Below are 26,143 nucleotides of genomic sequence, written 5' to 3'. Positions count from 1 at the left end.
TTTTAGTCCCCTTGCCTCTGCTATTTTTGCTAAAAGGTCTATTTCAGTGCTGCCAAAATCTTCTCCGGCGTCAGAGGCAGATTTGACAATGAGGTATTCAGTGCATGATTGACGGCATTGACGATGGCCGCTGCAACGGGCACTAAGGCGATTTCACCGATGCTTTTGGCGCCATAGGGTCCTTCATCCCCGCCTTCTTCGATAAGCAGAGTTTTTACCTCAGGCATGTCCGGGGCATTAACCACATGATAATTTTTCAGACCGTTGGTCAATATCCTGCCGTTTTTGCCGATCTGAATTTCTTCATATAAGGCATAACCGATTCCCATTTGAACTCCGCCCTGAATTTGCCCTTCAACCATACCTGGGTTGATAGCTTTGCCAATATCATGAGCAGCCAGGTAATCCAGCACCTGAACCTGGCCTGTAGCGGTATCCACCTCCACCTCGGCAAAATGGACGGCATAAACTCCCGGATTAGAGGTGCCATGATAGGTATGGGTTATGATAATATCCGTATTATTCTTCACTTTAGCTGTTGAGGCAATCTCTCTATACGTCAGGGCCTTCTCCTCATTGCCCAGCTCCCAAACTTGGCCGTTTTTCACCCTTAAGTACTGCTTAGGCTTTTGCAAAATATAAGCCGCACAGTCTAAAATGATCTCTTTTAAGCCCTTGGCAGCTTCAAAGGCACAGGCACCGCAAATATAGGTTACTCTGCTGCCGTAAGAGCCGAAATCATAGGGACCATATTCAGTGTCAGCTTCTAAAACCGTAATCCGGCTGGGATCAACATCCAGAACTTCCGCAGTAATTTGTATCATGGAGGTAATAGTTCCGCAGCCTAACTCATGCAGACCTGTATTGAGAATAAAACTGCCGTCCTCATTCATTTTTAAGATCATGGTACTGTGCTCAGGAAATCCTCCGAACATCCCGTTTTTATGAGCAGCACAGGCCAGACCTACACCCTTGCGGAACCTCCCCTGGCCGGGATCTCCGTTAAATCGTTCATGCCACCCAAAAGCCTCAGCCCCTTTCTCCAGGCACTCAATTACACGAGCGTTGCCTAAAGAATACTGAGTAGCTTTATCCTCATCATAAGGATGAACCAGATTTTTCAGCCTAATATCGAAAGGATCCATTTTCAGCTGTCTCGCCGCTGCATCCATATGGATTTCAGCGGCGGTTATAATTTCCGGAGCGCCCCACCCTCGTGCTCCTCCGGCAATAGGGGTGTTGGTATAGACAGTTTTCCCAGTATGCCGGTAATAGGGGATTCTATAGAGCCTGCCTATCTTTTTAGACATTACATAAGTATTGTCAACTGAGCTGGTGGCATAAGCTCCTGCATCAACGATAGTTTCTACGCTGAACTCTTTCAGAATTCCCTCTTTACTGACAATGGTTCTGATTTTTGAAGAGGTTGCCGGCCGGGTCATGGTGGTTATGATGGACTCTTCCCTTGTGAAAGAGAGTTTAACCGGGTGTCTCACTTCTTTCGCCAGGAAGGCTGTGAGAGGCTCTAAGACAGCTTCCTGTCTGCCGCCGAAGGAACCGCCCATGGGAACCTTAATGACTCTGACCTTGTGATAGCTTAAATTCAGCAAGTCAGCAACAATGGTGCGGATGCCAAAAGCGCCCTGACAGGCTGCCCAAATGGTCAATTTTCCGAAGCTATCGAAATCCGCCAGACAGACATGAGTTTCCATGGCGGCATGATGGACTTTTTGGGTTGTGATCAAGGTTTCTGCTTCCAGGCAATCCCCGGCAATGGGTACTTTCTCACCTAAAATCAAGTCATATTCATGAAGCAAGTTTCCGCCGGGATGAATTCTTATCTCAGGATTTTCCAGGGCCTGCTGGGGAGTGCTAAGCACCGGCAATTCCTCATATTCCACCTGGATTAAGGCAAGGGCTTCCTTGGCGACTGCCTTGCTCGTGGCCACGACTGCAGCCACTCGATCCCCCACAAAACGCACCTTGTCCGTCAAAAGACGCTCATCTTCGAAGCAATAGTCCTGGTTGGGCACAATTCGATAGCGGCTGAAGGTTTTATTGGGAGTGTTTAAATGGGTAAAAACCTTGATCACGCCGGGCAGAGCCTCGGCCCGGGTTGTGTCAATTTGTTTGATTTTTCCATGGGCAATGGGACTTAAGAGCAATTTAGCGTATAACATCTCCGGCAGTTTTATATCGCTTAAATACACTAAACTGCCCTTAACTTTTTGGGGTGCATCATGAATTGGGAAAGTATGTCCGACGTATTTCAAACTGTTGTCCAATACAATTCACTCCTCAGCTTAGCGATGCGTTTTGACTAACATTGTATTAGAAGCCCTTTTGTTATATTATTTTAGTGATCTATGGTAAAATTCGTCGAGATTACTAGGAAAGGGGTCGTTGAGGTGTTTAAGTTTAATATAGAAGAAGAATTATGCTGTAAAGTTGAAGGCAACGGGAGATTTTATGCGAAGAAAGGGGCAATGGTTGCCTTTAAGGGAAACTTCAAATTCGATAAAATGCTGCTGGGTCCTGACAACGGCGGCGGAGTTATGGGCTCGCTCTTAGGCTTGGCGAAGAGGAAATTAACGGGAGAAAATATCGAACTAATGACTGTGGAAGGTTCCGGAACTATTTATTTAGCCAGAAACGCTTACCATGTCTCAGTTTTTGAACTTGAGCCCGGAGATTGTTTGTCTGTTGAAAGCGAAAACCTTCTGGCTTTCCCCACAGATCTTCAATATGACGTTCGCTTCATTGGCAGCGGGGTTTTATCCCAGAAAGGATTAGCCACGACGGTTCTCAATAATCATTCCAACCAGCCCCAGCAAGTCGCCGTTATAACCGACGGGAACCCTCTTATGCTTGAAGCACCCTGCGTTGTGGATCCTGATGCCGTTGTTGCCTGGACAAGTAGTCTCAACGGCGGCGGTGATCCCAGTGTGGCCTTGAATAACTTTAGCTGGAAGACAGTCATTGGCCAAACCTCCGGGGAATCTTATCAATTTCAGTTTAACCAGCCAGGCCAAATGGTTCTCGTTCAACCCTCAGAGCGATTATCCGGGTTAAAGATTAGTATCGATTAACAGTTATCGATACTAAATTGAACAACAATTCTAAATTCAGCTTATCCTGTAATTATAGCATTAATATGACACTTAAGTGTACTATAACTGTATATTAGAACACCAAAATTTTAAAAGGAGGCCCTTGGCGATGATGATTAGCGCCAGGGGCCTCCTTTTTAGCAAATTCAACCACACAAGTGGTTAGAAAACTATAAATTCAGGTACATGGCCTTGCTTAATTCCTTAAAACCATGTCTTAAATAGAAGGTTTCAGCTTGAGAATTAAAGGTATAAACCTTTAATTCAATTCTGTTCACCTTTTTGCTTTGTGCCCACTCACGGACTTTCTTTAAAAGCAAGGATCCAATCCCATGCTTTTGATAGCCCGGCTTTACGGCTAAGCCTTCAAGTTGTACCCATTCTCTCTTTCTAAGGATGGGAAAATCCGAGGAGATTTGCATACGGCATTCGGCAAAGCCGACCAGGTTTGAAGCAATTTCCACCACAAAAAGCGCCTGATTGCTGTCAGCCATGCTTTCCAATAAATAGGCCCTGGCCGCGGTATAATCTTCAGGTAAAACAAATAGTTCAGGATGGCTTAGCCTATGCTGGTTATCCAGTTCTAAGTAAAGCTCACAGAGATTTTGGTAATCCCCTGGCACTGCTTCTCTAATTTGAATGTCCAAAACAGTTTCCTCCGCAGATTAAGATTCAGAGCTTCTTTTTAAAGCCTTGATGCGTCCCGCCGGTATAACCTGCCGATTCGTAAAATTTACAAGCATCAATTCTGTTTGACTCTGTTACGAGAATGATCTGGCTGCAGTTTTCAGCTGCCCTTCTTTCTAATTCCTTTATTAACGCGCTTCCGACTCCTCTATTTCTAAAACCTTTATCAACAATCATATTTTCTAAAACCAAAAATGATTTACAGTCACCATACAACTCTTCGCATATTACTCCCATTACAGAACCGATTAATTGATTATCTTCAAAAGCGCTTAACAATATATGAGATCCGGCTTTTTCAAGCTTTTCAAACTTCGACCTCATTGTCTCCAGACAAGATTCTTCACCCCAAAATTGTTCATATAACCGCGCTAATTGGGGAATATCTTGGCTAATCATTTGACGCACTATCATACTTTACTGCCTATGCCTTTCATATTTATAAAATCAAAGTCTATCTTGTATAACCATTTGCGCTTCTTTTTATGGCAGCGCTACATTTATCCAATATGTTAGTAATTACTTCTCCACTAATTTCTCCAATAGAAACCAAAGGTTTAGGGTTCTTTTCATGTTCGCCAATGGATTTTTCCAGCCAGATGACATCAATCCACTGCCCAAATTTATAACCTGTCTTAGGATAGATCCCTATTGTTTGAAATCCAAAATACTGGTGCATTTTTTCACTGTTAGGATTTGGGTAGGTAACAATAGCATAGAGATTCTGTACATTCTGGAGTTTTAGAATTTCTATGAGCGCATTATACAGGGCTTTGCCGATTCCCAGGCGCAAACAATCTTTAGCAACATAGACCGACAATTCGGCATTCCACTGGTAGGCGGCACGCTCCATATGCCTGTGAGCATAAGCGTAGCCCACCATTTTGCCATCCAATAAGCAAACTATATAAGGATAGTGGCTTGCTATTTCTTGAATGCGCTTTTTAAAGTCATCCAGAGTGGGTACCTCATATTCAAAGGTAATATTGGTTTCCTTAATATACGGAGCATATATCTCCAAGATTTCAGCCGCATCTCCTTCTGTTGCCTGTCTAATAATTATATTCGCCATTTCTTCACCTTCTGATAATCTTTAATATGCAGCTTCAATTAACTTCATTTAGTCTTGCTTTACTTTGTCTTACTTTACTTAGCTTTACTTAAGCTTTTCTTTTCCCCTACTCCCAACACCTGTCTCCATTGCCCAGTCCACTCTTTATCCATCCGGCTCAGCCGGTCTTTGCGCAAATTTTCCTTCATGATCCAGCGGATATCCTTGTCTTCATGACTAAACCATTTTTCCAGCAAAGCTTTTCCCTTTTCAGGCCCGGCAACCACTGCCACGCTCCAGCCATAACCCAAGGTTTTACGAAGAACTTTAAAGTTGTCGTCTTTGCGATTGGCCGCATGTAATAAATCCTCAGTAATACGATCTAGAAGATTTAGAACTCCGGATACTGTTTCCCTATCCTTAAGCAGCTTTGGTTCGCATACTGCAGCAGCTACTGCTCTTTTTTCCAAGAAATCCCCCCTGCTCCAAACATCCATCTCATGGAGGAGAAACTTCATATTCCATGACCCAACGATCTGCAAAGCTATGGCAACCCCTTCCCGTACCCTCCATCTTGGATCTTGGGCAAAGGAGCGCAGGCAGGGCAGGTAGTCTGTTTGACCCTGCTTAATAAGCTGACCCAAACCAACGACTCCGCATACAGCGATAAATTCTTCCGCTGTTCCAGTGGGAGCTTTTTCTGGATCAAAGGTCAAGTACCGTTTAAAGAGAGCTTCGCTGCCCACTTCAGAAACAGCTTCCAGAAGCTCCAGATTCCCTCTGGGGCCAGGAAGACCTGACTCCGCCAATAAGTATGAATCCCACTCAGGGAGTTTTTTGAGAATTTCTTTATAAGAATCGACTTTAGCCATCTTGCCTTATCCCTTCTTCTCCTCATTTTCAAAGGCTCTATTTCATACTTTAGAATAGAATTGACAAGTTCTCAATACCGGGATATTATTTTTATGTTCAATCGTTCATTGTTGAACAGTTTAAAGTTGAACACAATTAATTTGGAGGTACAAACCCTATGAATTATTCTGATCCCTATGTAAAACAAGCATCATCAGTCGTTCAATCTTTTCTTAACATCAGCAGGCTCCTAACGAAATTCACAATGCAGAATGCCGCCAGCCTGGGGCTGACATTACATCAGATGGGAATTTTAAATATTATTAACTCTCACCCTAATATAACCCTTAAGGAAATAACAGAAAAGCTGCAGATCCCTAAAAGTACTGTAAGCATTAATGTTGATGAACTGGTTAACTTAGATCTCATTGACAGGAAAACCAACAGCAATAACCGGCGGGAAATTAATTTAACATCAACTGCTAAAGGGAAGGAAAAATCTCTTAAGTCTTCTGAAAATGCCCTATCCTATAGGGCAATGATGGCTGCCTTGGAAAAGCTACCAGAAGATACTATTCAAAATTTAATCCAAACCCATGAGGAATTATTAGCTCATCTGCAAACCTACGCATCGGAACTTTGAAAACTTTCCGCTACTGTTGGCAAAACTTTGTTCATAACTATCCTATTTTCATTGACTATATAATTGTTTTTTCTATAAAAGTATTCTGCCGCTCCTTATCATTCCAAGGCTCACTGTTAAACACGGTTATATAGAGCTCAACACATTGTTCTAGATTTGCTGTTGTAATAGGCAGAACTAATTCTGACATAATCAATGCTTCCTTTCAACCCAAACCATTGTGGTAACTCTGTCCTAATTCCCCTTACTAGCAAAAATAAAGACATCCGTAGTGATAGAACCATCGCTCTCCAAATAGCCTTGTTTGGTGAGCTTATTTATTGAGAGATGGTTATCCTTCAGTATATCTTGGACTTTTTCTAAGGAATGATAGTAAAAGAATAATTCTTCCTCTGAAAAACTGGTCTTTTCGAAGCCATCTTTTTTTCCTTCCATAAAACTCAAATATAGTCTCCGCTCCTGCTTCAGGTACTTGGCAACTTTTTTAAGCAGGTCTGCCATTTCCGTTCCGTCGAGATGAACAATGCAAAAAGACAAGAGGATAGCATCAAAAGATTCCGCAGGAAAGCTAATATCCCTTAGATCTCTGCAGCTAAACTTTCCCGAGGGCACATTCTTTCGTGCTAATTTGACCATTTCTTCGGAAAGATCGATCCCCTCAATACTAAACTCCTTTCCTGACAACATTAATTGTCTGGATACATTCCCTGGTCCGCAGCCCAAGTCCAGAACTTTCATGCCCGGCTCGAGTAATTCAATGAACTCCTTGATCTTCTGGACGTAGGGCTCGAACTCCTTAAACTTATCATTATAGACATCACAATGTTTATCATAGGCGGTAATGGTTTTACTGATTCTTTCCATGTAACAACAACCTTTCATCCAATTCTTCTTTGCCTACCTTAATGAGATTATTGACTATCACGATAACATAGGTTACTATTAACCTATGTTATTTGTATAAAGAGGTGCTGAAATGTCTATTAAATATGCCATACTAGGTATCCTTAGCTGGAAGTCCTCAACCGGCTACGAATTAAAAAAACTATTTGAAGAATCCTCCTTTATGTATTGGTCCGGCAATAACAACCAAATCTATAAAGCCCTTCTCAAGATGCAAGAAGAAGGTCTGGTCAGCAGCGAAGTTATCCACCAGGAAAGTTCTCCCTCAAAAAAAGTCTATCAAATAACTGAAGAGGGAATGGTCGAATTAAAAGAATGGATTCTTTCATCCCCAGAGACTCCTGAATTTAAAAAGCCATTTTTGATCCAACTGGCCTGGTCCGGCTTATTAAATGACCAGGAGTTGAATGAGTTGCTGACACGCTATGAAAATGAGCTCAAAGCACAGCTGCTTATCCAAGAGGAAAAACACAAACGTTCTCTGAACTCACCTAACAGAAACCCGCGAGAAACCTTGATCTGGGATATGATTTCTCAAAATTTAACAGCTTCCTATAAAACTGAATTAGACTGGGTTCAGGATGTCAAAGAAAGGTTATTCAAACATCAAATCAACGAGGAGCAATCGAAAATGAACTATAAACTCATTGAAGGCCCTAAAAAATATCTTGAAGTTATGTCGGCTGCCACTCCTATAAGTACTGAGAACGATGCCCTTGATTTAGTGGCTTTATGCGGTGAAAATGATACAAATTTGCTCATGATCCATTATACTGCCCTATCCGAAGACTTCTTCAAGCTTAAGACCAAAGTTGCCGGCAATATTCTGCAAAAGTTTATGAACTATCATATCAAAGCTGCTGCCGTACTTCCTAATGAGATCATCCAAAAAGGCCGCTTTCGCGAATTAGCTTCGGAAACGAATAAAGGCAATTATTTTCGAATGTACGAGAGCAAAGCGGAAGCAGAACAATGGCTGCTTCAATAAATCCAATAAGTTCAATGCCGCGAAATCGCGGCATTTTTTCATTATCAATTCTCTTTGAGCATTCATCAGTTCCTATGATCGGAATTAATGGACATGTCTATGATGAATATCCGGGGTATGCCCATGACTATGCTCAATAGTCTCGTGAGTATGCTCATGGGAATGCTCCAAACCAGCCCTATGAAGGTGGTCATGGTTATGATGATCATCATCATGCCTATGTTTATGTTCGTGTTTAAAACTGTGATGAATGTGTTTATGCTCATGCTCTTCTCCAAAAATCAGGGCTGCCCCAACAATCATTAACAGGCTGGCAGCATAAAACAAGGTGTTGGGCAATTCCTGAAACAAAAGAAACGACAGTAAGGCACCGGCAAAAGGTGCCGTTCCTAAAAAGGCACTAGTCCTGGAGGCTCCAAGATGACGCATGGCAAAGATAAACAGTACGATGCTTAAGCCATAACTGAAAAACCCCAAAAGCATTGCTCCCATTATTATTTTGAGATCTGGAAAATGACTTCCTGCAAGATTCGCTAAAATCAGAGAAACACACCCCGCCCCGATCCCTTTAATGGTGACAATGATTAAAGGATCTTTCGCGGAGATCATACGCGTAAAGTTATTATCCATCCCCCATAGTATACAGGCCAATAATACTCCCAAGGCCCCGATAGACAGACCCCATTCCCCGCTAAAATCCCAGGTTAAAATGCTGCTGGCACTGGTAATGAAAACTATTGCAAACCAGATTCTCTTGCCAATAGCCTCTTTAAAAGCAACAGCTGCAATTAAGGTTGTCGCAACACATTCAAAATTCAATAGTAATGAGGCTGTGGAGGCAGGAGTATTGCGCAAACTATACATTAAAACAATGGGTGCAGCCACACCTCCTGCAGCAACCGCACCTAGTATCCATTTAACGTCATTGATATGGATTTTTGCTTCGGCCTCTGTATAGCCCTTTTTCAGACGATTAACCAATCTGTAGAGCAAAAGCCCTATTCCACTTCCCAAGTATAAGCAGGATGCCAGCGGGATAGGATCTATCTCTCCTAAAAAGAGTTTTGCTAAGGGCGCGCTTGCCCCGAATAATAAGGCTGCTAATAATGCTTGAAGGGCAGAATAAAATTTCAAGTTATTCACCAATACATTACTTCCCTTTTATTTTTTTATCTTCCTATTCTTTAAAGCAACCCCAATAAGGAAACATTGGAATAAATATAGCCATTACCTTAAATAATAACTCTGATAATCGACGGAATCAGGAGGGGGTTTTTATATGCCGATTTGTTATTACCATCTTATAAAACTTATAATCTTTCTTCTCTTGCTTATTTTAATTGTTCCCAAAGCCGAAATACGCCGTCTTGCTGTCTATGGGATTATATTTGGCAGTGCCTACGATGTAATAGGACTTACAATTGGATATTTTACAAACATTTTTCGCTGGATTAACTTTGAACCCTTTGGCTATAATTATTTACCCATTGACTCCCCGGTTTCTTGGTGTGCCTTCTATATCATGTATTTCTATCTGTTGCCAAAACAAAAACCACTGTTGTACGCATTTCCAATATCCGGGATAGTCATGAGTATGATCTATTCCAGAGTATTAGTCAACCTAGGAATGTTTATTGAGCCTGATTTCTTACTAAGACTGGCCAATTTCACATTATGGTTTACTTACGCAACCTGGGGGTATTTAAAATTACATAAATATATTGAAGGAAAAAGAAGTGCTGAGACTACTTAACATTTTTACAAAACGTCCTCTTCATTATTTGTTAAATCTTTGCGGAAAATATAATCTGTCTGTTCTTCTTGGCCCATATAAAATGGATGCTTGCCTATGACATAAAAGCCCTGTTTTTTATAAAACTGAATTCCTCTTTCGTTTTTCTCCCAGACACCAAGCCAGAGATAGGATTTTCCCAGGTCATTTCCAACACTAATGGCCTTATTCATAAGGGTTCCTCCTAAGCCTCTGCTTTGAAATTCCTTTGCGACATAAATCCTTTCGATTTCTAAGGATTGGGGATCATTGATATCCGTTTGAGCCTCAAATTCATTAAGCTTTAAGTAACCTGCCAATTCCTTGCCGGCATAGAGAAAATAGAACCGTGAATTGATATTCGCTAGTTCATTACGCAATTTATCTAGGTTAAAAGACTTCTCAAGATAGGCTTCCATGACAGCCGGCGAATTCATAGGCCGGAAGGTTTCATCAAATGTCTTATAAGAAAGTTCACGCAGTAAGAAGAGATCATCTATAGTACATTGTTTCATTGTTATTTCCATTTCTTTGCAGCTCCTGTTTCATACTCCATGATAGATGAGCTTCGAAGAGCTATCATCATTATATAGATCAAAATAGACCGTTTCCCAATCCCAATGAGCGTCAATAATATCTTCAATGTTCGCTCCTTCTGCTAATTGAACATTGATTTCTTTAACGATGTTTATTTCCCGACCATGTCCATATGTATTGTATGTGTCCTTAAAATCAATAAAATTCCCATTGATTAAAGACTTCATTGATTCCGGCAAATACATTCTGACCTCAACATCTCTATTCCCGCTTCCGTAATCAATCAACCCCAACCTTACCTTGAATGTGGCTTCATTCCCCTTCAGACCAGTTATTTGAATATCCGCATCTTTTAAATCTATAGCTTGCACTCCTTCGTACTGGGAAAAGCAAATGGATTTTGCTATATTCAATGATTTTATCATTATAGGCATTATTACGACAAACACCATTAAGATGGCTAATAGTCTGCTTCTATTTTCAAACCATCTTAATTTAAATAAACCTTTGATACCGACAATTAATAATATTAAAGGGCCTAGCCCGGATAGGTAAAGTACGGAATTTTCAAAACGAATGGGCTTAATCAGATATTGGATGACGGAATAAGAGTCTCGCGGCAGTTTAAAGGTAAGTAATAATGATATGAATATAAGACCTAGGTATTTTAACAATCCTTTACTATCTTTACTCAAACAATCTGCCTCCTCCCCACTCAATAGACTCTTTCTGCCAGATAATAAATGGTTTCCAAAATTATAAGAACAAAGCAAACCAGCCCAATGCCAACCAATAATATCATTGGCATAATTTTATTTTTAAGTGATTTGCTTTTTCTGAAAGCGTAAATTTCGTAAACTGCTAACTAAGTAATTAGAATTAGGCGTACAATATTAGTGGAATTGTCCAAGGTATCCCTCTTAAGAAAAGCAACTCCAACGCTGCTAGACCGGCAAGACTGAAATAATATAACCGCCGGCTATTAGACTCAGCAAATTTGCAGCAATAACATAAATCAAGATGCGGCTCTTCTTATGTTCCTTAATAAAATAGGGAAAAGCAATTAGTTCAGCCACAAAGACAAAAAACTCTCCGATGATTAAGGCGATCAACAAATAGCTGGGTAATAGTGAACCCCCGTTATTCAGCCAAAGATTCAGTGCCCCCTGGGTAACAAGGTTGATTGCCAGAAATACAAGCCAGCTTCTCCTTTGCCGAAACCCAAACAGCCAAAAAACAACACCTTCAATTATGAGTGTAAGCAGTAACCGTATGGACACCAAAATCGCCTGGCGAAATGGATATTTCCCGGGTGTAAGCTTCTCTTGGGCTAAATCCAAAGTAAATACATTATTATAATGCTGCAGAGGCGTATCTATGGTACATTCAAAACTCTCACCCTTTGTGGCAACCTTAAACCTGTACTTGCCATCGGCCTGCATATCCCGGGAATAAAAAACGTAATACCCTTCCCAGGCAACCCTCCGAACGGACGCTTCTGGTTTATTATCGTTAGAGACCATGACTATAGCAAGGTCATCCGGCGGATTATTAACAAGAATCACCAGTGACGGCGGCTCTGCAGAATTTGCTGACGCTGTCCCTGGCAAGGCTGACAGTATTGCTATACATAAAACAATAACTAATAAACAGCATTTAGTCCTTAATAAGCAGCGTCTACTCCCTTTATTCATAGTTAAAACTCCTAATGAAATTTTATGATTACTTTATTACCTGAAAATTTATCTCATCATCTGCCAGGGACATTTTTTGAATTTCTACATCACTAACGGATGCTCTTTTTAAGGATTTTAAATATTGTATTAGGAAAAGAATTTTCGCGTTTTCCCCCTGTATTTCAGCTTCAACATTTTTATCTGCTCTATTCTTTACCCACCCTGTTAAGCCCAGACGTTTCGCCAGTTCATAGGTTTCTAATCTGAAGCCTACCTTCTGCACTCTTCCTGAAAATATGAGCCTATTCCTGACAATTGGCGATGGTTTAAATAAAGGGAACTTAAGATGATTGACTTGATTGATAACATAGCCATCTCTTAATTTTTTCAAATAATCTATGAACCGCAAAGCGCAACCTCCTGCATTAAGGATAATTAAAGCCCCTCCGGTCAATGGATCAGGGCAATACAGCCAAATATGAAAATTACAATCCCCGACACCTTGTTTACCCATACCAATCTTTGTGAATTAAATCTTTTACCGAAAGAATTAACTACAGTACTTAGTGTCAGCCACCATAACACTGATCCAGAAAACACTCCCGTCACTAATATTAACGAAGACTGATAGTCCCTTTGACTTGTCCCAACCCCTAATCCTGCAAAAACAGCAGCAAAGGAAATAATCGTCATTGGGTTTGTTATCGTTAGTAGTAATGTTGAAAAGTAATTTCCTATTAACCCTTGTTTTTTAGAGGCTATGGTCTCATCGGAAGGTCTGGTAAGAAAGGTTTTAAACCCTAAATAGCACAGAAAGAGTCCCCCTATAAGCCGCAGCCATGATTGTTGTCCTACTAAAAAACTTGCTATACTTGTCAAGCCGAACCCGGCAATCATACCGTAGGCTGCATCTGCAGTAGCCGCGCCCATACCGGAAACAAAGCCCGCCAGTCTTCCCTCGGCCAAGGTCCGCCGAATACAAAGAACTCCAATTGGGCCAACTGGAGCTGCAATGGATAGGCCAATGATCATACCTTTAACGAAAAATCCCAAATCCATATCTGCAAATCCTTTCTTTCATGGGCAATATGAAATTTCAATCGACGGGATATACCTTTCCAGCATTAGGATCTAAAATCTATGATTCAAGATATAGCCATACTGTTTAATTTTAGCTGCCATTTTCCACCTACATAAACTGCATCATAGCTCGGGAAGACAGCTCCTAAATTGCCAAACCAAGATACTCCGGTTATTTTCGCCTTATTTTCCCGATATTCCTTTATTTCTATCCACAACAAAGAGCCATTGATTGTTCTTATCAACCGTCCTTCATCATCAACCTCAAATTGGCTGTTGTCAACCTTATTCTTATCAAAGCCATAGACATTGGGAGACAAATTATTTAGCTTTTTTAACACCTCTGATTTTTCCTCATCACCAAGTCCTTCCAATGTCTCTAGCTTTACAGCAATAAAAGAGTTCCCACCATTCTCCTCTTGAAATGCACCTTCCATCACAGCAAGGTATAAATCCATTCGTTTTCTTTCTTCCGCACTGTTTTTTTGATTGGAAGTATTATTACCCTCATTTTCAGGTTTTTCCTCAGGGGAACTGCACCCTGCAATGAAAGCAGTGATCGCCAATGTCATCATCAATCCTATCAAAAACGCCCTCTTCATCTTCCCCATCCTTTCGTATCATCTTTTATAATTTAGACGGAGGTTAGGGTGATTTTCTTCCATTTGCTTTCAATCGTCGCCTCCTAAGGTTGCTACTCCCGAGACATTACTTTGATTAGTTCATCCATCTTCCTCAGCAGTTCCTGATCATTCTTTGTCTTATCTTTTAAAAATCTAGTGATACTTACAATTAAAAAAATCGAGAGCACTATTAAGCCAATAAAAATCAATATCGGAATTAACTGCATTATTACTAAACTCCAGTCAAATACAATCGGGTTTCCGCCCATTCAATCTTCCTCCTCTATACAAAGTGTTTTGCCCATCCTCTCAGACAACCTGCATGTTCCCCAAGGCATCCTCAAATGCCGCTTTCAAATCTGGAAACCTAAATTCAAAACCAGCCTCGATAACTTTTTTAGGAATAACCCGCTGACCGTGGAGCAGCATTTCTGACATTTGACCTAATGCTATTCTCAATACGAATTCAGGAACCGACAGCCAGGATGGCCTGCCTAACACTTCTCCTAAAGCTTTAGAAAAGTCTTTCATAGCTGCCGGGTTTGGGGCAGTTCCATTGACCGGACCTTTTATTTGATCCTCTTCAATAATGAATCTTAGCATCCTTAATAAATCTTGAATATGTATCCAGGAAAGCCATTGATCTCCTTTGCCCAAGGGACCGCCCGCATAGAATTTATAGGGCGTTACCATTTTGGCAAGTGCGCCTTGGCTGCCTAATACTACCCCGATGCGGATGGTTACCACTCTTGTTAAGGGATTATGAACTTTGTAAGCTTCTGCTTCCCATTTCCGGCAAACATCAGCCAGAAAATCCTCACCCGGAGCTTCACCCTCAGTGATCTCTTCATCCTGACGAGGTCCATAGTACCCTACTGCTGATGCGTTAATCAGAACTTTTGGCTTTATTGTCCCATCATTGATGGCCTTAACAATAGCCCGCGTAGCATTGATCCTGCTCTGCAAAATCTCCTGCTTCACCGAATCCGTCCAGCGACGATTACCGATTGACTCCCCGGCAAAATTTATCACCCCATCAATTGCCTCTAGATTAGAAATTGATGACAGCGGAGACCTATTGTCCCACTCCAGCAACTCAACCTCACTTGCAACTTTCTTGGCAGTACTTTGCCGGTTCCTCGTAATGACCGATACCTGGTAACCACAAGAGAGTAACTCCTCAGTCAGCTGCCTTCCCAGGAAGCCCGTTCCGCCAAAAATTAAAACCTTCATTCACTCTCACACCTTAGAAAAGTATCTAACAACCTCATATTCCCCTATGCATTACATGTTACAACCTTTTCTCCACAGTTATGTAAACATTATTAAAAACAGGTAAACCATTACTCCACCATTTTAAGAAATAATCCTCTGTCATTGTCCTATTCCCTGTAATGCCGGCATTTTCATCCTTATCCCTGCCGGAATCGAAAAAATACAACTCACTTTTTTCATCGTCATAACCTAAAAAGGTCATGTAATGCTGCCAGAAAAGACCATTGCCAACTAAAACAATAACCGGTCTATTTTCTTGCACAAGCCTCGTCTTTAATGAGTTGAGGTCCCCTTTATAAATAGCTGGACTATACCCCTGAGACTGAAAATAAGTGACTATTCCCTTGGGCAAAACATATCCGGAAATCGGTACCTTATAGGGGATTTTAGCATAAACCTCTGCCCCTTGAACGTTTTGCCCAAAGTACCTTAGAACAAAAGCTGTCGAAAAGGCTGCACACTGATTTTTTCCCTGGCGTTCAAATCCGGTATTAATCGGTATTTCGTATTTATCGGGGAGCCTGTCGGTTTTAAATTCTCTTGTTGGAAAAGGTGATAGAACGTGTATCACGCCACTAAGGAGAAAAGCAAAGATTATCCCAAGTAACAACCATCTCTTTCTTCCCTTACCCTTTATAATTCCCATAGTATCTAATCTCCTAAAAGTCTTTGATATTCTCTTAAGTTAATCTCGCATGAGGAATCTATTACTTTATCAAGAATTGTGTCTATTTCTCTCTTATCTGATTTATATAATCCAAATAACGTTACCCCTGTTAACAACGATACAATGATAACAATCCACTCAATTGCGAAAGAATTTCCTCCACAAATCCTCAAAGAAACCAACAAAATCCACACCAAACTGATTTATGATATTCATGAAAACCTTAAAAATCAGTGTGGTCAATAATAGAACGATTACAATATTCAAGATATTGTTATTCATACCTAACCACTCTTTCCACTTCATAAATAAAGACAACCTAAAGAATAAAAGGCTAACAAATCTTGTCAGCCTCATGTTGCAATTAATATTTACTTTTGGTTTTATCATTTATGAAGATGATTTATCTGGGAACAAGAACAAAGATACCACGAGTATAACCCTTAAAGTTTATTATACCCTAAATTACACTAGGATGAAAATAATTCCAGATTATTTCCGACCTTCCTGCTCTCATCATCTTTTTGCACTCTCTTCTAACATCGGCTCATACATCATAATAGCATGATTCTCGGTAATGAAATCGTTGTCAATTTCGTTGTTGTCGTGATCAAACGCTCTGCGTCTTATGATGTTATGGCGCATATATCCTCCCCACCACTCCTGGCTTATTAAATGCTCACTCTCGTAAATCTCATATTTGAATGGACAAGGCTGCTGGCATCGCCACTCACCCTTTAAGTCTGAATCTCCAATCATGATAATTAGTTGATAATCATATGGGGTATCATTCTTGATCTGTAAATCTACATAATTATAAACAACCGTTGCACCGCTTCCGAATGGCTGAGTCCGATTAGCATCTGGAAAGACATCGTGAGTGTGTCGCCAGCGCTCTGATACGGTCAGCGGTGTATGAAGAGTCATCCAATATATTAGGTTCGAAAGTTGGCATAGGCCACCGCCCACTCCGAATGTAAAGGTACCATTAGTTAAAACCATACCGTCCAAAAAGCCTTTTCGTTTTGTAGGTTTACCAACCAAACGCCAAAAAGAAAAGGTTTCTCCGGATTTTAGTATTAAACCGTTTAGTCTTTCTGAAGCTAAGCGGAGATTGGTCACTTTATTCTCTTGCAGCCACATATCAACATTACGCAGCGGTCGATACAATGGGGTTTGATGAGATGCTGCGATATTGGGAAGCTGCTTCGCGCTTAATTGTGAAGCATAACTAATTGAACGGTTACAAAACCAGCGAAAATAACGATGCCATGTAAAGTAATATTTGCCAAAGGTCATGCGTAATTTCGAACGATCGACGGGTTTTTTAGTCCCAAAGTTATACTTTACACTCAGAATAATCTACTCCCTCTCCCCAATTTTCCGATCTTAACATTCATTGTATCTTCAAGGATAACAAAACCCACCTTTCCATAATCTCAAAAGAAATGTAAAACACGCTTGACATCACATGTAAAGCGAACTATACTTTTATGTAAAGTTAACTTTACTATCATTGGAGGATCCACAAGTGAAAAACCGTGTTCAAGAATTGCGTAAAGAGAAACGCATCACCCAAGAAGAATTAGCCGGATTATGTAATGTCACTAGACAAACAATTATTTCTCTTGAAAATGGCCGTTATAACCCTTCCATTTTTCTTGCCCGCAAAATTGCTCAAATATTTCATTTGACAATTGAAGAGGTATTTCTTTTTGAGGAGGATAATCATGAACTACGCTAAAAAAACCCTGCTATATTTTATCGGACACACTTCCGTTGGTATTATTGCATTATTGTATGCCCTTTTTAGCTCTTTCTCAGGAGGATATAGGGAAGGAATGATATCCGGCATAATCGGAGGATTCATCACAACCGGAGTATTAGGGATAATCGTTAGCTTGCGATTAATCAAAAACCCCAAAAAAGCCGCGGAAGTCGAAATGGCCAAAACTGAGGAACGGACTCAATTCCTTAGGATGAAAACTGGAGCTGCAATTTACTCTGTCATGATCTATGTTGAAAGTGCCGGAATTCTGGTAACAGGGCTTCTTGGGTTCAGAGAAATATGTCTGACCCTTGCAGCCGTACTAATTATTAAAGTAATCCTGTATATAGGATTTGCTTCTCACTATTCCAAGAAATACTAACCTTACCAACGGCTATGAATTATTTCATTAGCCCTATGTGCCTCTTCTTTTCTAACTAATATCTCATAGTTTGTACTAATGGGCATAGCTGATCCAATACCATTAGAAGAATTATTGGTAACTTTTATTTTTGTTTTTACTCCATTATTGATAAGCCTGCCGCGAATGCGTGCATATTCTTCCATACTACGTGTGAGGCAAACTGTTTCCCAACCCCAGAAAAAACTTAGAATCTTCTTAAACATGTAAATCCCCTTTGCTATCTGGAAGCCACCCGCCCCAGAAGCACTCCCTTTTCAATCTGCTGGTGCTGGGGCGGCATGAGCGACTACCTTATATAATAACTGTGGTATCATACATCCTTTTTTTAGCAAAGATTCAACTTCTCCCAGAGTGACAGCTCCTAACCTTGTATAAAACTCTTTTGCTTGTGGGCTTGTTATGATCAGGAACTCATCAATCCCTAAGTTTTTACAAGTAAAATCAACTAGATGCTTCCATAATAATTTCCCATATCCCTTGCCTATACTTTGGGGCTCAATAAAAAAGTACTCTAATGAAATCCTTGTATCATCCCCTATCAGACCATAGAAACCAACTGCCCTGTTCTGATTTTCAAGAACATGAGTCTCACTATTGTTAATAAAATCTCCAGTTACCTGGTAGAAAGACCGGAACTTTTCCATATAATCGGAATCATATCCCCAATAGGCTTCAGAATTATAAGCTATCTCTGATAACAACCGGGCATCTGCAGCTTCGGCTCGTCGAATATTAAACATCGCATTCTTCCTTATCTATACAAAGTTGCGGAAATGGGTGTCCTATATAATGTTTGCTGCAATTACAATTAGATATGAGAATGGAATAAGCAACACTATTGACGCAAATGTCCCTAATGTTTTACTCCCAACCAACCCAACTACGCATAATCTAAATTCTTCCTCAGTACATTTGCCATCAATTACGTCATCCGTCATGATTGATAATTGAGGATCAATAAAAACTGTCATCAATATCGTTGCAATACCATTCACAATCGATGCTAGCGTAATACATGTGGCTCGTAAGTCAGGTTCTATTACCCCTGCATAGATGGGAGCAAGCGAACCAACCGTAAGTAATGCAACTGCCGCCAGATTACAAGCAATAATTTTCTTGGGTAATTTTGTATGAGTCAGATGTCTAACATTTTCTCTAGATGGTACAGAAACACATTCTTTCATGTACCGGATCCCAGCCTTTGAAAAGCTATGCAAAATTAATTTCGATAACGACCTATCGGCAGAAAATGATTCCACTCCCTTACAGAGAATTCTTTGAAAGGTTGGAATTAATAAAGCCCCAAAAACTGTGGCAACCCCTGAAATAATAATTATTGCATTGAAAATAGTTAATAAATCACCGCCCCCGGAAGTTTTTTCTACATATTTAGTAAGTATGGGAACTTGAAAAGTAATTGCAATCCTTGAAACCAGCATCAAAATATTGAAAAGGGCAAAGGATACCGCTATTTTCCCGGTTCGGACACCCACCAACCGGACAGAGTAAGCCAAGGTCCCAATAATCGAGATAATAAAATTAAGTACAAATACCAGTATTATTTGAACGCTCATACTATCTCCTTTTCGTCCAATTTTTTCTCAAGGAAATAAAACAAACCTTTTCTCCAATTCACCTCGCCCACCTTTAGGTATCCCAGGGCTTCATACAAATTTAAAGCATAGGGATTCAGCGAAAAAGTATCTAATCTGATGGATTGTATTCCCTCAGTTCTCAATAGCTCTTCTATCTTGGTCATGGTACCATTGCCAACTTTCTTATTCTGGTAAGCCGGGTGAACACACAGCCTGTGTATTACAGCAAACTGGTCATATTTCCAATGCCCGCTTTTATACTCTTCATCAAATTCACCATTAACAACTACGGCAGAGACAATTTCGCTATCCATAATCCCAACATACATCTGTTTATTTAATATATCTTGTTCTAAAATTATCTGATCGGGGTAAATTTCATCCCATTGATAGATATTCTTGCTGTTCATTTCCCGAATTGCCTTATTATAAATATCTAAAATTACATCCAAATCCTCAATGTCTGCTTTCCGCAATTCCAATGCAACTACTTCCTCTCATTTAAAAAGACCTTTTACCGGAGCAATCTTAAAAATAAAAGACTAACATTTCTTGTCAGTCTCCTGGTGATAGATAAATTCACTTCAATATTCTGTCCCCTAAGGAAACAGCGGTAGAAGGCCTCCTGAGTATTATTTACTGACTATTTCTCCTCCAGATCTTGAGCTAATTATATCTCAAATTACACTAAAATGGAAATAGCCTAAGTCGAAAGAATAGCGAGCTATAATTCTTCTGCCCGCTGCTTAATCCCCAACATACATTTTCTCATCATGATTATATCACCGGCATCCACTAACAAGGAAAATATTATCGCTGGTGATAGCCACCTGCAGCGAAGCCGTATCCGGGACACCAGTCTGGTTTGGGCAGAGTTAAGAGGATACAAACCCCAGCACCAAGTGCTGTCACTTTCTTTTCCTTTCAATTAAACAAGCGCGAATCTATTACCTTCCATTCAATAGCCCCGTTATTGATCTTATAACTAAGCAACAAAGATCCACCGATGTGCCCATCATTAAAATACGCACAAACCCATTGATCTGTAAGAACATATATCTCGTCTTTGTTATAAAAGCCCATTTTTCCGCCTAAAACTCCCTCATAAGGAATCAGTTCAGGATGTTTTATGAGGTCATTAACAATATCCTGAACGCTGCCCACAAATCCCTGCTGTTCTAAACCATACTTAATATTGGGGTTATTACCTGGAAAAACGCTTTTCTGCCGTGTATAACTTTCTGTCACACTTTCTGTCTCAGAGGTAAGCTCCGAAATTTGTCCTCTCAAATTCGCCTCTTCCTGGCTCCATGCGGTCTTCTCTTGCTCCAAATTTACCATAGCAAGCACAAAAATGACCAAAATAACGGTCACTAAGGAAATCCAAATTATTCTTTCCTTTTTCCCTACAAGATTAACCATACCTCTTCTCTCTTTCTCGAAAATCGTATCGAAATTCTCTTAGTATATCGAGGGGTTTACGGCACCGGCTTACTGGCTGCATCCTTCATCCGCTGCCGTAAACCCCTGGTCATAGCAAATTATCCTTGAGCTATCAGGTCCAACCTACTTCCCTTTTTCCTGAAGGCGGCCTAACCTTTTCCCTGCTCAACTCACGCTATTTTTATCTGACATACTTATCACTTATAAAACCAACGAAACTGCCAAGTATCACACACATCATCAAAATAGGCAGTGCTGATTTGGCATCGTTCTTCATCACCAAAACAATTATGGGCAGACCCATCAAAACAGCAATAACCAGGCCTTTTAACCAGCTTTCTAGTTCAATTTGAATATGCGAAACCACCACTCCGACTACAATCCACTGAATTAACGCAGATATTATTGAGTACTTATCCAGCTTTTGAATGAGCATTGGAATGATGTCAATAACTCCCGCCACAAGTCCTATCAATAAGGATAATAGAAGCTTCCCCAATATCATTTCTCCTCTCGAAAAATTCCTTAGGCCTCCAAAATTCTATAGTTGTGAGATGTAATTACTTTTTTGATACCCTGAAGAACTTTTTCAGGCGTAAGATAATAAGGGTTGCTGGTGAAAACAGCCGATACCCGATCGAATTCTTCCATTTCCTCTTTACACACTCCAACCAGTTGGGTATCCGCTGCAGCACCCTTAACAAAGATTAATTGTTTGGGGTTAATCCTGCCCTTTTCGACTGCGACTTCAACCCTTCGCTGGCAGCGGCACATTTTATCCGGATTTACTAATCCGCAGTTGTTTTCCATGAAACTTCTCATCTTTTGCCTGGTTCGGGATAATCTCTTTCTATAGGTTTCAGGAGTTATCTCCATAATGACAGCTCCCTCATGACTGTTAATTCCAAACATCGAACTCAAGATATAGATCATCCTGTGTTCCCTGTCTAAGCATAAAAGCATGCCATGGGTACAAGAGATTTTCAATTCCTCCGCCAAAATATTACGCTCCACTTCCGAAATCAGGACCGGTTCCTTGGTTGCAAAACCTTCTCTTATACTTTGTTCGTAAATTTCAAAGGATAATTCCTGATTCTCCAGCCCTCTTTTATTGGTGTTAATTAAGTGATTGGATGCAATACGGTAAACCCAGGTTGAAAATTTACTCTCCCCTCTGAATTTAGACAAATTGGTAATCACTTTGATCAGGATTTCCTGGGTTACATCCTCCGCATCAACAGGATTCCAAAGCATGCGGAGGGAAAGATTGTAGATCTTATCCTTAATACCCAGAATCAATTGGTCGAGGGCCTGTTTGTCCCCATTAACTGCCTTTTCTGCCAGAGCATTGATTGTATCTGACACGGTTTATACCTCCCTAAAATTTGTTTACATATATTTAGACAAGGAATTATTCAAAGTGTGACATAATTATGAAAGGCTATGCTAAAATAATCTTGACTCTCCTGCTGCAGGAGAATGTAGGATAAATCCACAGAAGAAAGGACGGTGAAAGAATGTACCGCATCGGTATGTTTTCAAAGCTGGGCAGGGTGACTATCAAGACGCTGCGCCATTACGATGAGGTTGGGCTTCTCACGCCTGCTCATGTAGACAAGGAAAATGGTTATCGCTATTACACAACGAATCAGCTTTTCCGTCTCTATGAAATTATGGCGCTGAGGCAGATGGGTTTTTCCATTCCTGAAATCACTGATATTATTGACGGCTGCAATATCTTCGGGATTCTGGAACAGCGAAAAGCTGAGCTTATATCCGAGCAACAATCTATCGCTGACCGTCTCTTTCGACTGGAAAACTACATTCTTAAACAGAAAGAAGGTCATTCTATGAATTATCAGGCAGTTATCAAGGATATTCCTAGGTATACAGTCTACTCATCGCGTTTTGTCGCCCCTAACTACAACGCACTGTTCAAAATTATCCCTGCACTTGGTGAAAAGGTGCGCAAGGCAAATCCTGGGATAAAATGCATCGAGCCCGGTTATTGCTTCAACGTTTATCTAGACGGTGAATACAGGGATACGGATATTAATGTGGAATTTTGTGAGGCAGTAACCGACAAGGGACAGGATGGCGATGGCATCCTCTTCAAAGACATCCCCGCCGTTAAAGTAGTCTCGGTGCTGCACCGGGGCGCCTATGAAAAACTTGGCGTGGCCTATGTCTACGTCATGCAGTGGGTTGAACAGAATGGCTACAGAATCACAGGCCATGTGCGGGAAAGCCACATCGACGGTATTTGGAACAAGGATAGCGTAGATGAATGGCTTACCGAGCTGCAAGTTCCGATTGAAAAGAAATAGTGTGTCCACTCCTTTTAAAGCTAATAGGATTGGTCCTACTCCTAAGGTTTTGATCGTAATCTAAACAATCCTTTTGTACTATATCAAGTGCCTTAACCATCCTTGTGCTTTTGAGGAGAATCATAGCTATACTCTTCCAACTCCATATCCTTTAATGCTGTATCAGGCTCATGATACCGGCGATATAAATGAGTAAAGGTTGTATAGGTACAGAGCTTATTAAACAAAGGAATCCTTATTAGCCAAGAAAGGATAAGGTAAGCTACAAAAAATGATATCAACTTGTAGATGTAATCAAACGTTATCTTAAAGAAGAAAAGGCAATGTTCAATTGGTATAAATTTTCTCATGCTCTTTAAGACATACAAAGACACTGGCAACGAGGCGATAAAATATAAAACAATGGCAAATGAGTGGCTTGATTCAACTGCTTTATTGGGGCAATAGCCCATACACCTCATACAACTTTCACATGAAAATGTCCAATAAGGACGGGGCTTATTACCACCAGTCATTTTAATTGCCCCAATTGGACAGCTTTTGGCGCATAAACCGCAACCGGTACAACTTCCTGAAGCAAAAAATAATTTTGCAAAGAAAAACCGCCCTATAAACAGATACGCTAAAGAAATCGGGCTCAATATCAACCCCAATAATAGGGATAAGATTCCCTTAAACTTTCTGTTCCCAGCCAAAATAGTTTCCATAAAAGAGTCTGCTTTTATCTTTGCTCTACGAATGATGAACATGGAGTTTTCAGGATTTAATCCCCAGTGTAATGACATCCAGTTAGATGGCATATCAAGCCCCATGACTCCTCGTACTATATAACCCTTTACCATAAGCAGGAGTGCAATCAGATAGCCAGCTGTACCTTCCATGCCCGGCAGCGGAATAGACGCAACTCTAGTACCCGCTCTTGTCGCTGCCACAAAGGCATGTTTTCCCTTCCCAGGCGGCAGCTTTATTGTAAACCTAATGACTTGCCACGGTGCAGTAAATCCATGGGTTGGAAAAACCACCCCTATCAAGTCTGTTCCCTCTTCTTTATCATCAGAGTCTTTAAAAATCTGATGCAGCCTAGACTTTATCCCTCTGTTTTTGGCTGTTTCCGCCATCCATGTTGCTGTTCGATATGAATTTCCTGTTCCACTCATAAAAAATATTTCACATGATTTATACAACTTCTACTCACATCCACATCTTCCTGGCTAAAGGCAGTTTAACATATTTATAATATTTATCATCTGCCTCGTTATCTCAAATCAATAATCTATTTCTGGCATGCCACCCGAGAATCCTATTGCATCATAGATATTGACTGAAAAATAGAACGATTATATAATATAGTTGTCAAGACAACTGAGGTGATGATTAGATGGAATTTAAACTAGAGGATTCATTGGGGTTTATTATAAGTAAGACGAATACAAAACTTAAAAATAAGTTATTGCAGCGATTCAATGAATATAATGTAACACCAGAACAATGGTCTGTACTTAACTGTTTATGGACACAAGAAGGCCTTACCCCTAAAGAGTTGTCTGATATGATCTTTAAAGATAAACCCAATACTAATCGTATTCTTGAAAAGTTGGAAACAAAAGAATTAATTGTCCGTAAACCTCATCCATCAGATAGAAGAGCTTTTCAAATCTTTCTGACTAATCGTGGCTGGGCTTTAAAAGATGTATTAATTCCTAAGGCTATACAATCATTAGAGGAAGCTACCAAAGGAATTGAAAAAGAAAAAGTCACAGAAATGATAAAACTGTTAAATCAAATATACGATAATATTAGCTAGCATTTTTTTAGCATTATAGTTGTTTTGACAACTAACACCCATTTGACTAGGGTGGAAAGCTTTTTGTAAATTACGTATGCATTAATACTGATAATAGTTATACGTTTTATTATCATGCAAACCTATAAAATACTTTATTCAGGAATAGTAAGGGAAAATAATAATTTAAGGAGTGTTAGTATGAAAAGCAAGATTGCCGATTCCATTAAACTTAAAACCCAACCTGTCGCTGTATTCCGAACAGATGTCAAACCTGAAGGAGCCTTACAGTTTAAGGAAGGAAAATGGGGCTGCGTAATTTCCATGTTAAATGCTGCAGCCAAAGGCCGTGTCGCTGTTTTTGACGAGAAAACCACCACATGTGCAGGGGGCAAAGTTGGCCTTGGTTTTAACCGATTTCAATTAGGCTTTATTGAACATTTTTTGTCTACCGGCGGTGTGGGTAATAGAGAAGGAGAATTCTATAAGAAAAGTCCTGAGCTTGCAGCAAAATTTGCTACTGGATTACCGGAAGTTACTGCCAAAACTTATATTGTCTTTAAACCTTTAATAGAGTTGGCTGAGGATGAAAAACCAGAAATTATTATCTTCTTAGCTAATGCAGACCAACTATCCGCACTGGTACAGTTCGCTAATTATGATAAATCGACCCAAGACAATGTCAAAATAGAATTTGGTGCCGGCTGTCATCAGTCCGTACTCTACGCTCTAGAGCAAGTTGAGAAAGATAATTCACAGTGCACTATAGGGTTAACAGATCCCTCGGCACGTAAATTCATCGACAAAGATATCCTTTCCTTCAGTATCCCCTATAAACGGTTTTTGGAATTAGAAGAGCAAGTGGATGAGAGCTTTTTGACCAAAGAAACGTGGCTGCCGATTGCATCTCGAATTGAATAGTATTACCCTTTTTGGGGCA

At 40.3% G+C, this 26,143-nt stretch carries 36 protein-coding genes; 9 read left to right on the top strand and 27 right to left on the bottom strand.

The features are described 5' to 3' along the window. Positions 1-38 precede the first annotated feature (38 nt). Positions 39-2,285, bottom strand: coding sequence for a xanthine dehydrogenase family protein molybdopterin-binding subunit (locus DESOR_RS10630; RefSeq protein WP_014184604.1), 2,247 nt, complete (start codon positions 2,283-2,285; stop codon positions 39-41). Positions 2,286-2,408: 123 nt separating this feature from the next. On the opposite strand from DESOR_RS10630, the gene DESOR_RS10625 reads away from it, so the two are divergent. Next, on the top strand, positions 2,409-3,089 hold the full coding sequence (locus DESOR_RS10625) for an AIM24 family protein (RefSeq protein WP_042331077.1): 681 nt from the start codon (positions 2,409-2,411) through the stop codon (positions 3,087-3,089). Between the two features lie 191 nt (positions 3,090-3,280). On the opposite strand, the gene DESOR_RS10620 is transcribed toward DESOR_RS10625, so the two are convergent. The 4 genes from DESOR_RS10620 to DESOR_RS10605 all read right to left on the bottom strand — a co-directional run bounded on the left by DESOR_RS10620 (position 3,281) and on the right by DESOR_RS10605 (position 5,720). Further along, positions 3,281-3,757 (bottom strand): GNAT family N-acetyltransferase, encoded by a 477-nt coding sequence (locus DESOR_RS10620; protein ID WP_014184602.1) that lies wholly within the window; start codon positions 3,755-3,757, stop codon positions 3,281-3,283. A gap of 25 nt (positions 3,758-3,782) precedes the next feature. Beyond that, positions 3,783-4,211, bottom strand: coding sequence for a GNAT family N-acetyltransferase (locus DESOR_RS10615; RefSeq protein WP_014184601.1), 429 nt, complete (start codon positions 4,209-4,211; stop codon positions 3,783-3,785). Positions 4,212-4,251: 40 nt separating this feature from the next. Beyond that, complete coding sequence (locus tag DESOR_RS10610; protein WP_014184600.1) at positions 4,252-4,869, bottom strand: GNAT family N-acetyltransferase; 618 nt, start codon at positions 4,867-4,869, stop codon at positions 4,252-4,254. Between the two features lie 74 nt (positions 4,870-4,943). Then, the gene (locus tag DESOR_RS10605) at positions 4,944-5,720 is read right to left on the bottom strand and encodes a hypothetical protein (RefSeq protein ID WP_014184599.1); all 777 of its coding nucleotides are present in this window, start codon (positions 5,718-5,720) and stop codon (positions 4,944-4,946) included. Positions 5,721-5,878: 158 nt separating this feature from the next. Between DESOR_RS10605 and DESOR_RS10600 the strand changes: the two genes are divergently transcribed. Beyond that, positions 5,879-6,343, top strand: coding sequence for a MarR family winged helix-turn-helix transcriptional regulator (locus DESOR_RS10600; protein ID WP_014184598.1), 465 nt, complete (start codon positions 5,879-5,881; stop codon positions 6,341-6,343). A 55-nt stretch (positions 6,344-6,398) separates the two neighbouring features. On the opposite strand, the gene DESOR_RS30600 is transcribed toward DESOR_RS10600, so the two are convergent. After that, a complete protein-coding gene (locus DESOR_RS30600; protein ID WP_282434404.1) occupies positions 6,399-6,533 on the bottom strand; it encodes a hypothetical protein in 135 nt (44 codons plus the stop codon). Between the two features lie 44 nt (positions 6,534-6,577). Beyond that, positions 6,578-7,207 carry a class I SAM-dependent methyltransferase gene (locus DESOR_RS10595; protein WP_014184597.1) on the bottom strand — a complete coding sequence of 210 codons (630 nt, stop codon included), beginning with the start codon at positions 7,205-7,207 and terminating at the stop codon, positions 6,578-6,580. A 112-nt stretch (positions 7,208-7,319) separates the two neighbouring features. Between DESOR_RS10595 and DESOR_RS10590 the strand changes: the two genes are divergently transcribed. Continuing rightward, positions 7,320-8,234 (top strand): PadR family transcriptional regulator, encoded by a 915-nt coding sequence (locus DESOR_RS10590; RefSeq protein WP_014184596.1) that lies wholly within the window; start codon positions 7,320-7,322, stop codon positions 8,232-8,234. Positions 8,235-8,318: 84 nt separating this feature from the next. On the opposite strand, the gene DESOR_RS10585 is transcribed toward DESOR_RS10590, so the two are convergent. Further along, on the bottom strand, positions 8,319-9,377 hold the full coding sequence (locus tag DESOR_RS10585; protein ID WP_042332141.1) for a DMT family transporter: 1,059 nt from the start codon (positions 9,375-9,377) through the stop codon (positions 8,319-8,321). A gap of 136 nt (positions 9,378-9,513) precedes the next feature. Here DESOR_RS10585 and DESOR_RS10580 point away from each other — a divergent pair, with 136 nt between their 5' ends. Next, complete coding sequence (locus DESOR_RS10580; RefSeq protein ID WP_014184593.1) at positions 9,514-9,987, top strand: hypothetical protein; 474 nt, start codon at positions 9,514-9,516, stop codon at positions 9,985-9,987. 5 nt (positions 9,988-9,992) lie between these two features. On the opposite strand, the gene DESOR_RS10575 is transcribed toward DESOR_RS10580, so the two are convergent. From DESOR_RS10575 to DESOR_RS10530, 10 genes are all read right to left on the bottom strand, one after another. Beyond that, the gene (locus tag DESOR_RS10575; protein ID WP_014184592.1) at positions 9,993-10,532 is read right to left on the bottom strand and encodes a GNAT family N-acetyltransferase; all 540 of its coding nucleotides are present in this window, start codon (positions 10,530-10,532) and stop codon (positions 9,993-9,995) included. An 18-nt stretch (positions 10,533-10,550) separates the two neighbouring features. Further along, positions 10,551-11,237: a hypothetical protein gene (locus tag DESOR_RS10570; RefSeq protein WP_014184591.1), complete on the bottom strand. Its 687-nt coding sequence runs from the start codon at positions 11,235-11,237 to the stop codon at positions 10,551-10,553. A gap of 249 nt (positions 11,238-11,486) precedes the next feature. Further along, complete coding sequence (locus tag DESOR_RS10565; RefSeq protein ID WP_014184590.1) at positions 11,487-12,236, bottom strand: hypothetical protein; 750 nt, start codon at positions 12,234-12,236, stop codon at positions 11,487-11,489. 28 nt (positions 12,237-12,264) lie between these two features. Continuing rightward, on the bottom strand, positions 12,265-12,609 hold the full coding sequence (locus DESOR_RS10560; RefSeq protein ID WP_242832488.1) for an acylphosphatase: 345 nt from the start codon (positions 12,607-12,609) through the stop codon (positions 12,265-12,267). Between the two features lie 59 nt (positions 12,610-12,668). Then, complete coding sequence (locus tag DESOR_RS10555) at positions 12,669-13,277, bottom strand: LysE family translocator (protein ID WP_014184588.1); 609 nt, start codon at positions 13,275-13,277, stop codon at positions 12,669-12,671. Positions 13,278-13,363: 86 nt separating this feature from the next. After that, on the bottom strand, positions 13,364-13,900 hold the full coding sequence (locus tag DESOR_RS10550) for a hypothetical protein (RefSeq protein WP_014184587.1): 537 nt from the start codon (positions 13,898-13,900) through the stop codon (positions 13,364-13,366). Between the two features lie 92 nt (positions 13,901-13,992). Beyond that, the gene (locus DESOR_RS10545) at positions 13,993-14,190 is read right to left on the bottom strand and encodes a hypothetical protein (protein WP_014184586.1); all 198 of its coding nucleotides are present in this window, start codon (positions 14,188-14,190) and stop codon (positions 13,993-13,995) included. A 40-nt stretch (positions 14,191-14,230) separates the two neighbouring features. Next, positions 14,231-15,154 (bottom strand): TIGR01777 family oxidoreductase, encoded by a 924-nt coding sequence (locus DESOR_RS10540; protein ID WP_014184585.1) that lies wholly within the window; start codon positions 15,152-15,154, stop codon positions 14,231-14,233. Positions 15,155-15,212: 58 nt separating this feature from the next. After that, on the bottom strand, positions 15,213-15,842 hold the full coding sequence (locus tag DESOR_RS10535; RefSeq protein WP_014184584.1) for a C39 family peptidase: 630 nt from the start codon (positions 15,840-15,842) through the stop codon (positions 15,213-15,215). Between the two features lie 537 nt (positions 15,843-16,379). Next, a complete protein-coding gene (locus tag DESOR_RS10530) occupies positions 16,380-17,162 on the bottom strand; it encodes a VanW family protein (RefSeq protein WP_014184583.1) in 783 nt (260 codons plus the stop codon). A 232-nt stretch (positions 17,163-17,394) separates the two neighbouring features. Between DESOR_RS10530 and DESOR_RS10525 the strand changes: the two genes are divergently transcribed. Both DESOR_RS10525 and DESOR_RS10520 read left to right on the top strand, forming a co-directional pair. Next, on the top strand, positions 17,395-17,607 hold the full coding sequence (locus DESOR_RS10525) for a helix-turn-helix transcriptional regulator (RefSeq protein WP_014184582.1): 213 nt from the start codon (positions 17,395-17,397) through the stop codon (positions 17,605-17,607). Further along, on the top strand, positions 17,594-18,013 hold the full coding sequence (locus DESOR_RS10520) for a hypothetical protein (RefSeq protein WP_014184581.1): 420 nt from the start codon (positions 17,594-17,596) through the stop codon (positions 18,011-18,013). The genes DESOR_RS10525 and DESOR_RS10520 overlap by 14 nt, the downstream gene beginning before the upstream one ends. Before the next feature lie 2 nt (positions 18,014-18,015). Here DESOR_RS10520 and DESOR_RS10515 read toward each other — a convergent pair whose 3' ends face one another. From DESOR_RS10515 to DESOR_RS10485, 8 genes are all read right to left on the bottom strand, one after another. After that, the gene (locus DESOR_RS10515) at positions 18,016-18,258 is read right to left on the bottom strand and encodes a hypothetical protein (protein WP_014184580.1); all 243 of its coding nucleotides are present in this window, start codon (positions 18,256-18,258) and stop codon (positions 18,016-18,018) included. Between the two features lie 51 nt (positions 18,259-18,309). After that, positions 18,310-18,795, bottom strand: a complete 486-nt coding sequence (locus DESOR_RS10510) for a GNAT family N-acetyltransferase (protein ID WP_014184579.1) — start codon at positions 18,793-18,795, stop codon at positions 18,310-18,312. 42 nt (positions 18,796-18,837) lie between these two features. Continuing rightward, positions 18,838-19,629 (bottom strand): lipid II flippase Amj family protein, encoded by a 792-nt coding sequence (locus DESOR_RS10505; RefSeq protein ID WP_014184578.1) that lies wholly within the window; start codon positions 19,627-19,629, stop codon positions 18,838-18,840. Beyond that, positions 19,626-20,132: a GNAT family N-acetyltransferase gene (locus tag DESOR_RS10500; RefSeq protein ID WP_014184577.1), complete on the bottom strand. Its 507-nt coding sequence runs from the start codon at positions 20,130-20,132 to the stop codon at positions 19,626-19,628. The genes DESOR_RS10505 and DESOR_RS10500 overlap by 4 nt, the downstream gene beginning before the upstream one ends. 242 nt (positions 20,133-20,374) lie before the next feature. After that, the gene (locus tag DESOR_RS29330; RefSeq protein ID WP_158309025.1) at positions 20,375-20,578 is read right to left on the bottom strand and encodes a hypothetical protein; all 204 of its coding nucleotides are present in this window, start codon (positions 20,576-20,578) and stop codon (positions 20,375-20,377) included. Further along, on the bottom strand, positions 20,575-21,072 hold the full coding sequence (locus DESOR_RS10495) for a hypothetical protein (protein ID WP_014184576.1): 498 nt from the start codon (positions 21,070-21,072) through the stop codon (positions 20,575-20,577). The genes DESOR_RS29330 and DESOR_RS10495 overlap by 4 nt, the downstream gene beginning before the upstream one ends. Before the next feature lie 202 nt (positions 21,073-21,274). After that, a complete protein-coding gene (locus DESOR_RS10490; protein WP_014184575.1) occupies positions 21,275-21,592 on the bottom strand; it encodes a hypothetical protein in 318 nt (105 codons plus the stop codon). Between the two features lie 26 nt (positions 21,593-21,618). Then, positions 21,619-22,458: an RNA polymerase sigma factor gene (locus DESOR_RS10485; RefSeq protein ID WP_014184574.1), complete on the bottom strand. Its 840-nt coding sequence runs from the start codon at positions 22,456-22,458 to the stop codon at positions 21,619-21,621. Between the two features lie 152 nt (positions 22,459-22,610). Between DESOR_RS10485 and DESOR_RS10480 the strand changes: the two genes are divergently transcribed. Then, on the top strand, positions 22,611-23,420 hold the full coding sequence (locus DESOR_RS10480; RefSeq protein ID WP_014184573.1) for a MerR family transcriptional regulator: 810 nt from the start codon (positions 22,611-22,613) through the stop codon (positions 23,418-23,420). 92 nt (positions 23,421-23,512) lie between these two features. On the opposite strand, the gene DESOR_RS10475 is transcribed toward DESOR_RS10480, so the two are convergent. Beyond that, complete coding sequence (locus DESOR_RS10475) at positions 23,513-24,538, bottom strand: EFR1 family ferrodoxin (protein WP_242832526.1); 1,026 nt, start codon at positions 24,536-24,538, stop codon at positions 23,513-23,515. Positions 24,539-24,798: 260 nt separating this feature from the next. On the opposite strand from DESOR_RS10475, the gene DESOR_RS10470 reads away from it, so the two are divergent. Both DESOR_RS10470 and DESOR_RS10465 read left to right on the top strand, forming a co-directional pair. Next, positions 24,799-25,224, top strand: a complete 426-nt coding sequence (locus tag DESOR_RS10470; RefSeq protein WP_014184571.1) for a MarR family winged helix-turn-helix transcriptional regulator — start codon at positions 24,799-24,801, stop codon at positions 25,222-25,224. A 180-nt stretch (positions 25,225-25,404) separates the two neighbouring features. After that, on the top strand, positions 25,405-26,124 hold the full coding sequence (locus DESOR_RS10465) for a DUF169 domain-containing protein (protein WP_014184570.1): 720 nt from the start codon (positions 25,405-25,407) through the stop codon (positions 26,122-26,124). Positions 26,125-26,143: the final 19 nt, after the last annotated feature.

Origin of the sequence: Desulfosporosinus orientis DSM 765 (genome assembly GCF_000235605.1) — a bacterium.
Taxonomy (GTDB): Bacteria; Bacillota; Desulfitobacteriia; order Desulfitobacteriales; family Desulfitobacteriaceae; genus Desulfosporosinus; species Desulfosporosinus orientis.
This window is presented reverse-complemented; position numbering and strand designations above follow the sequence as displayed.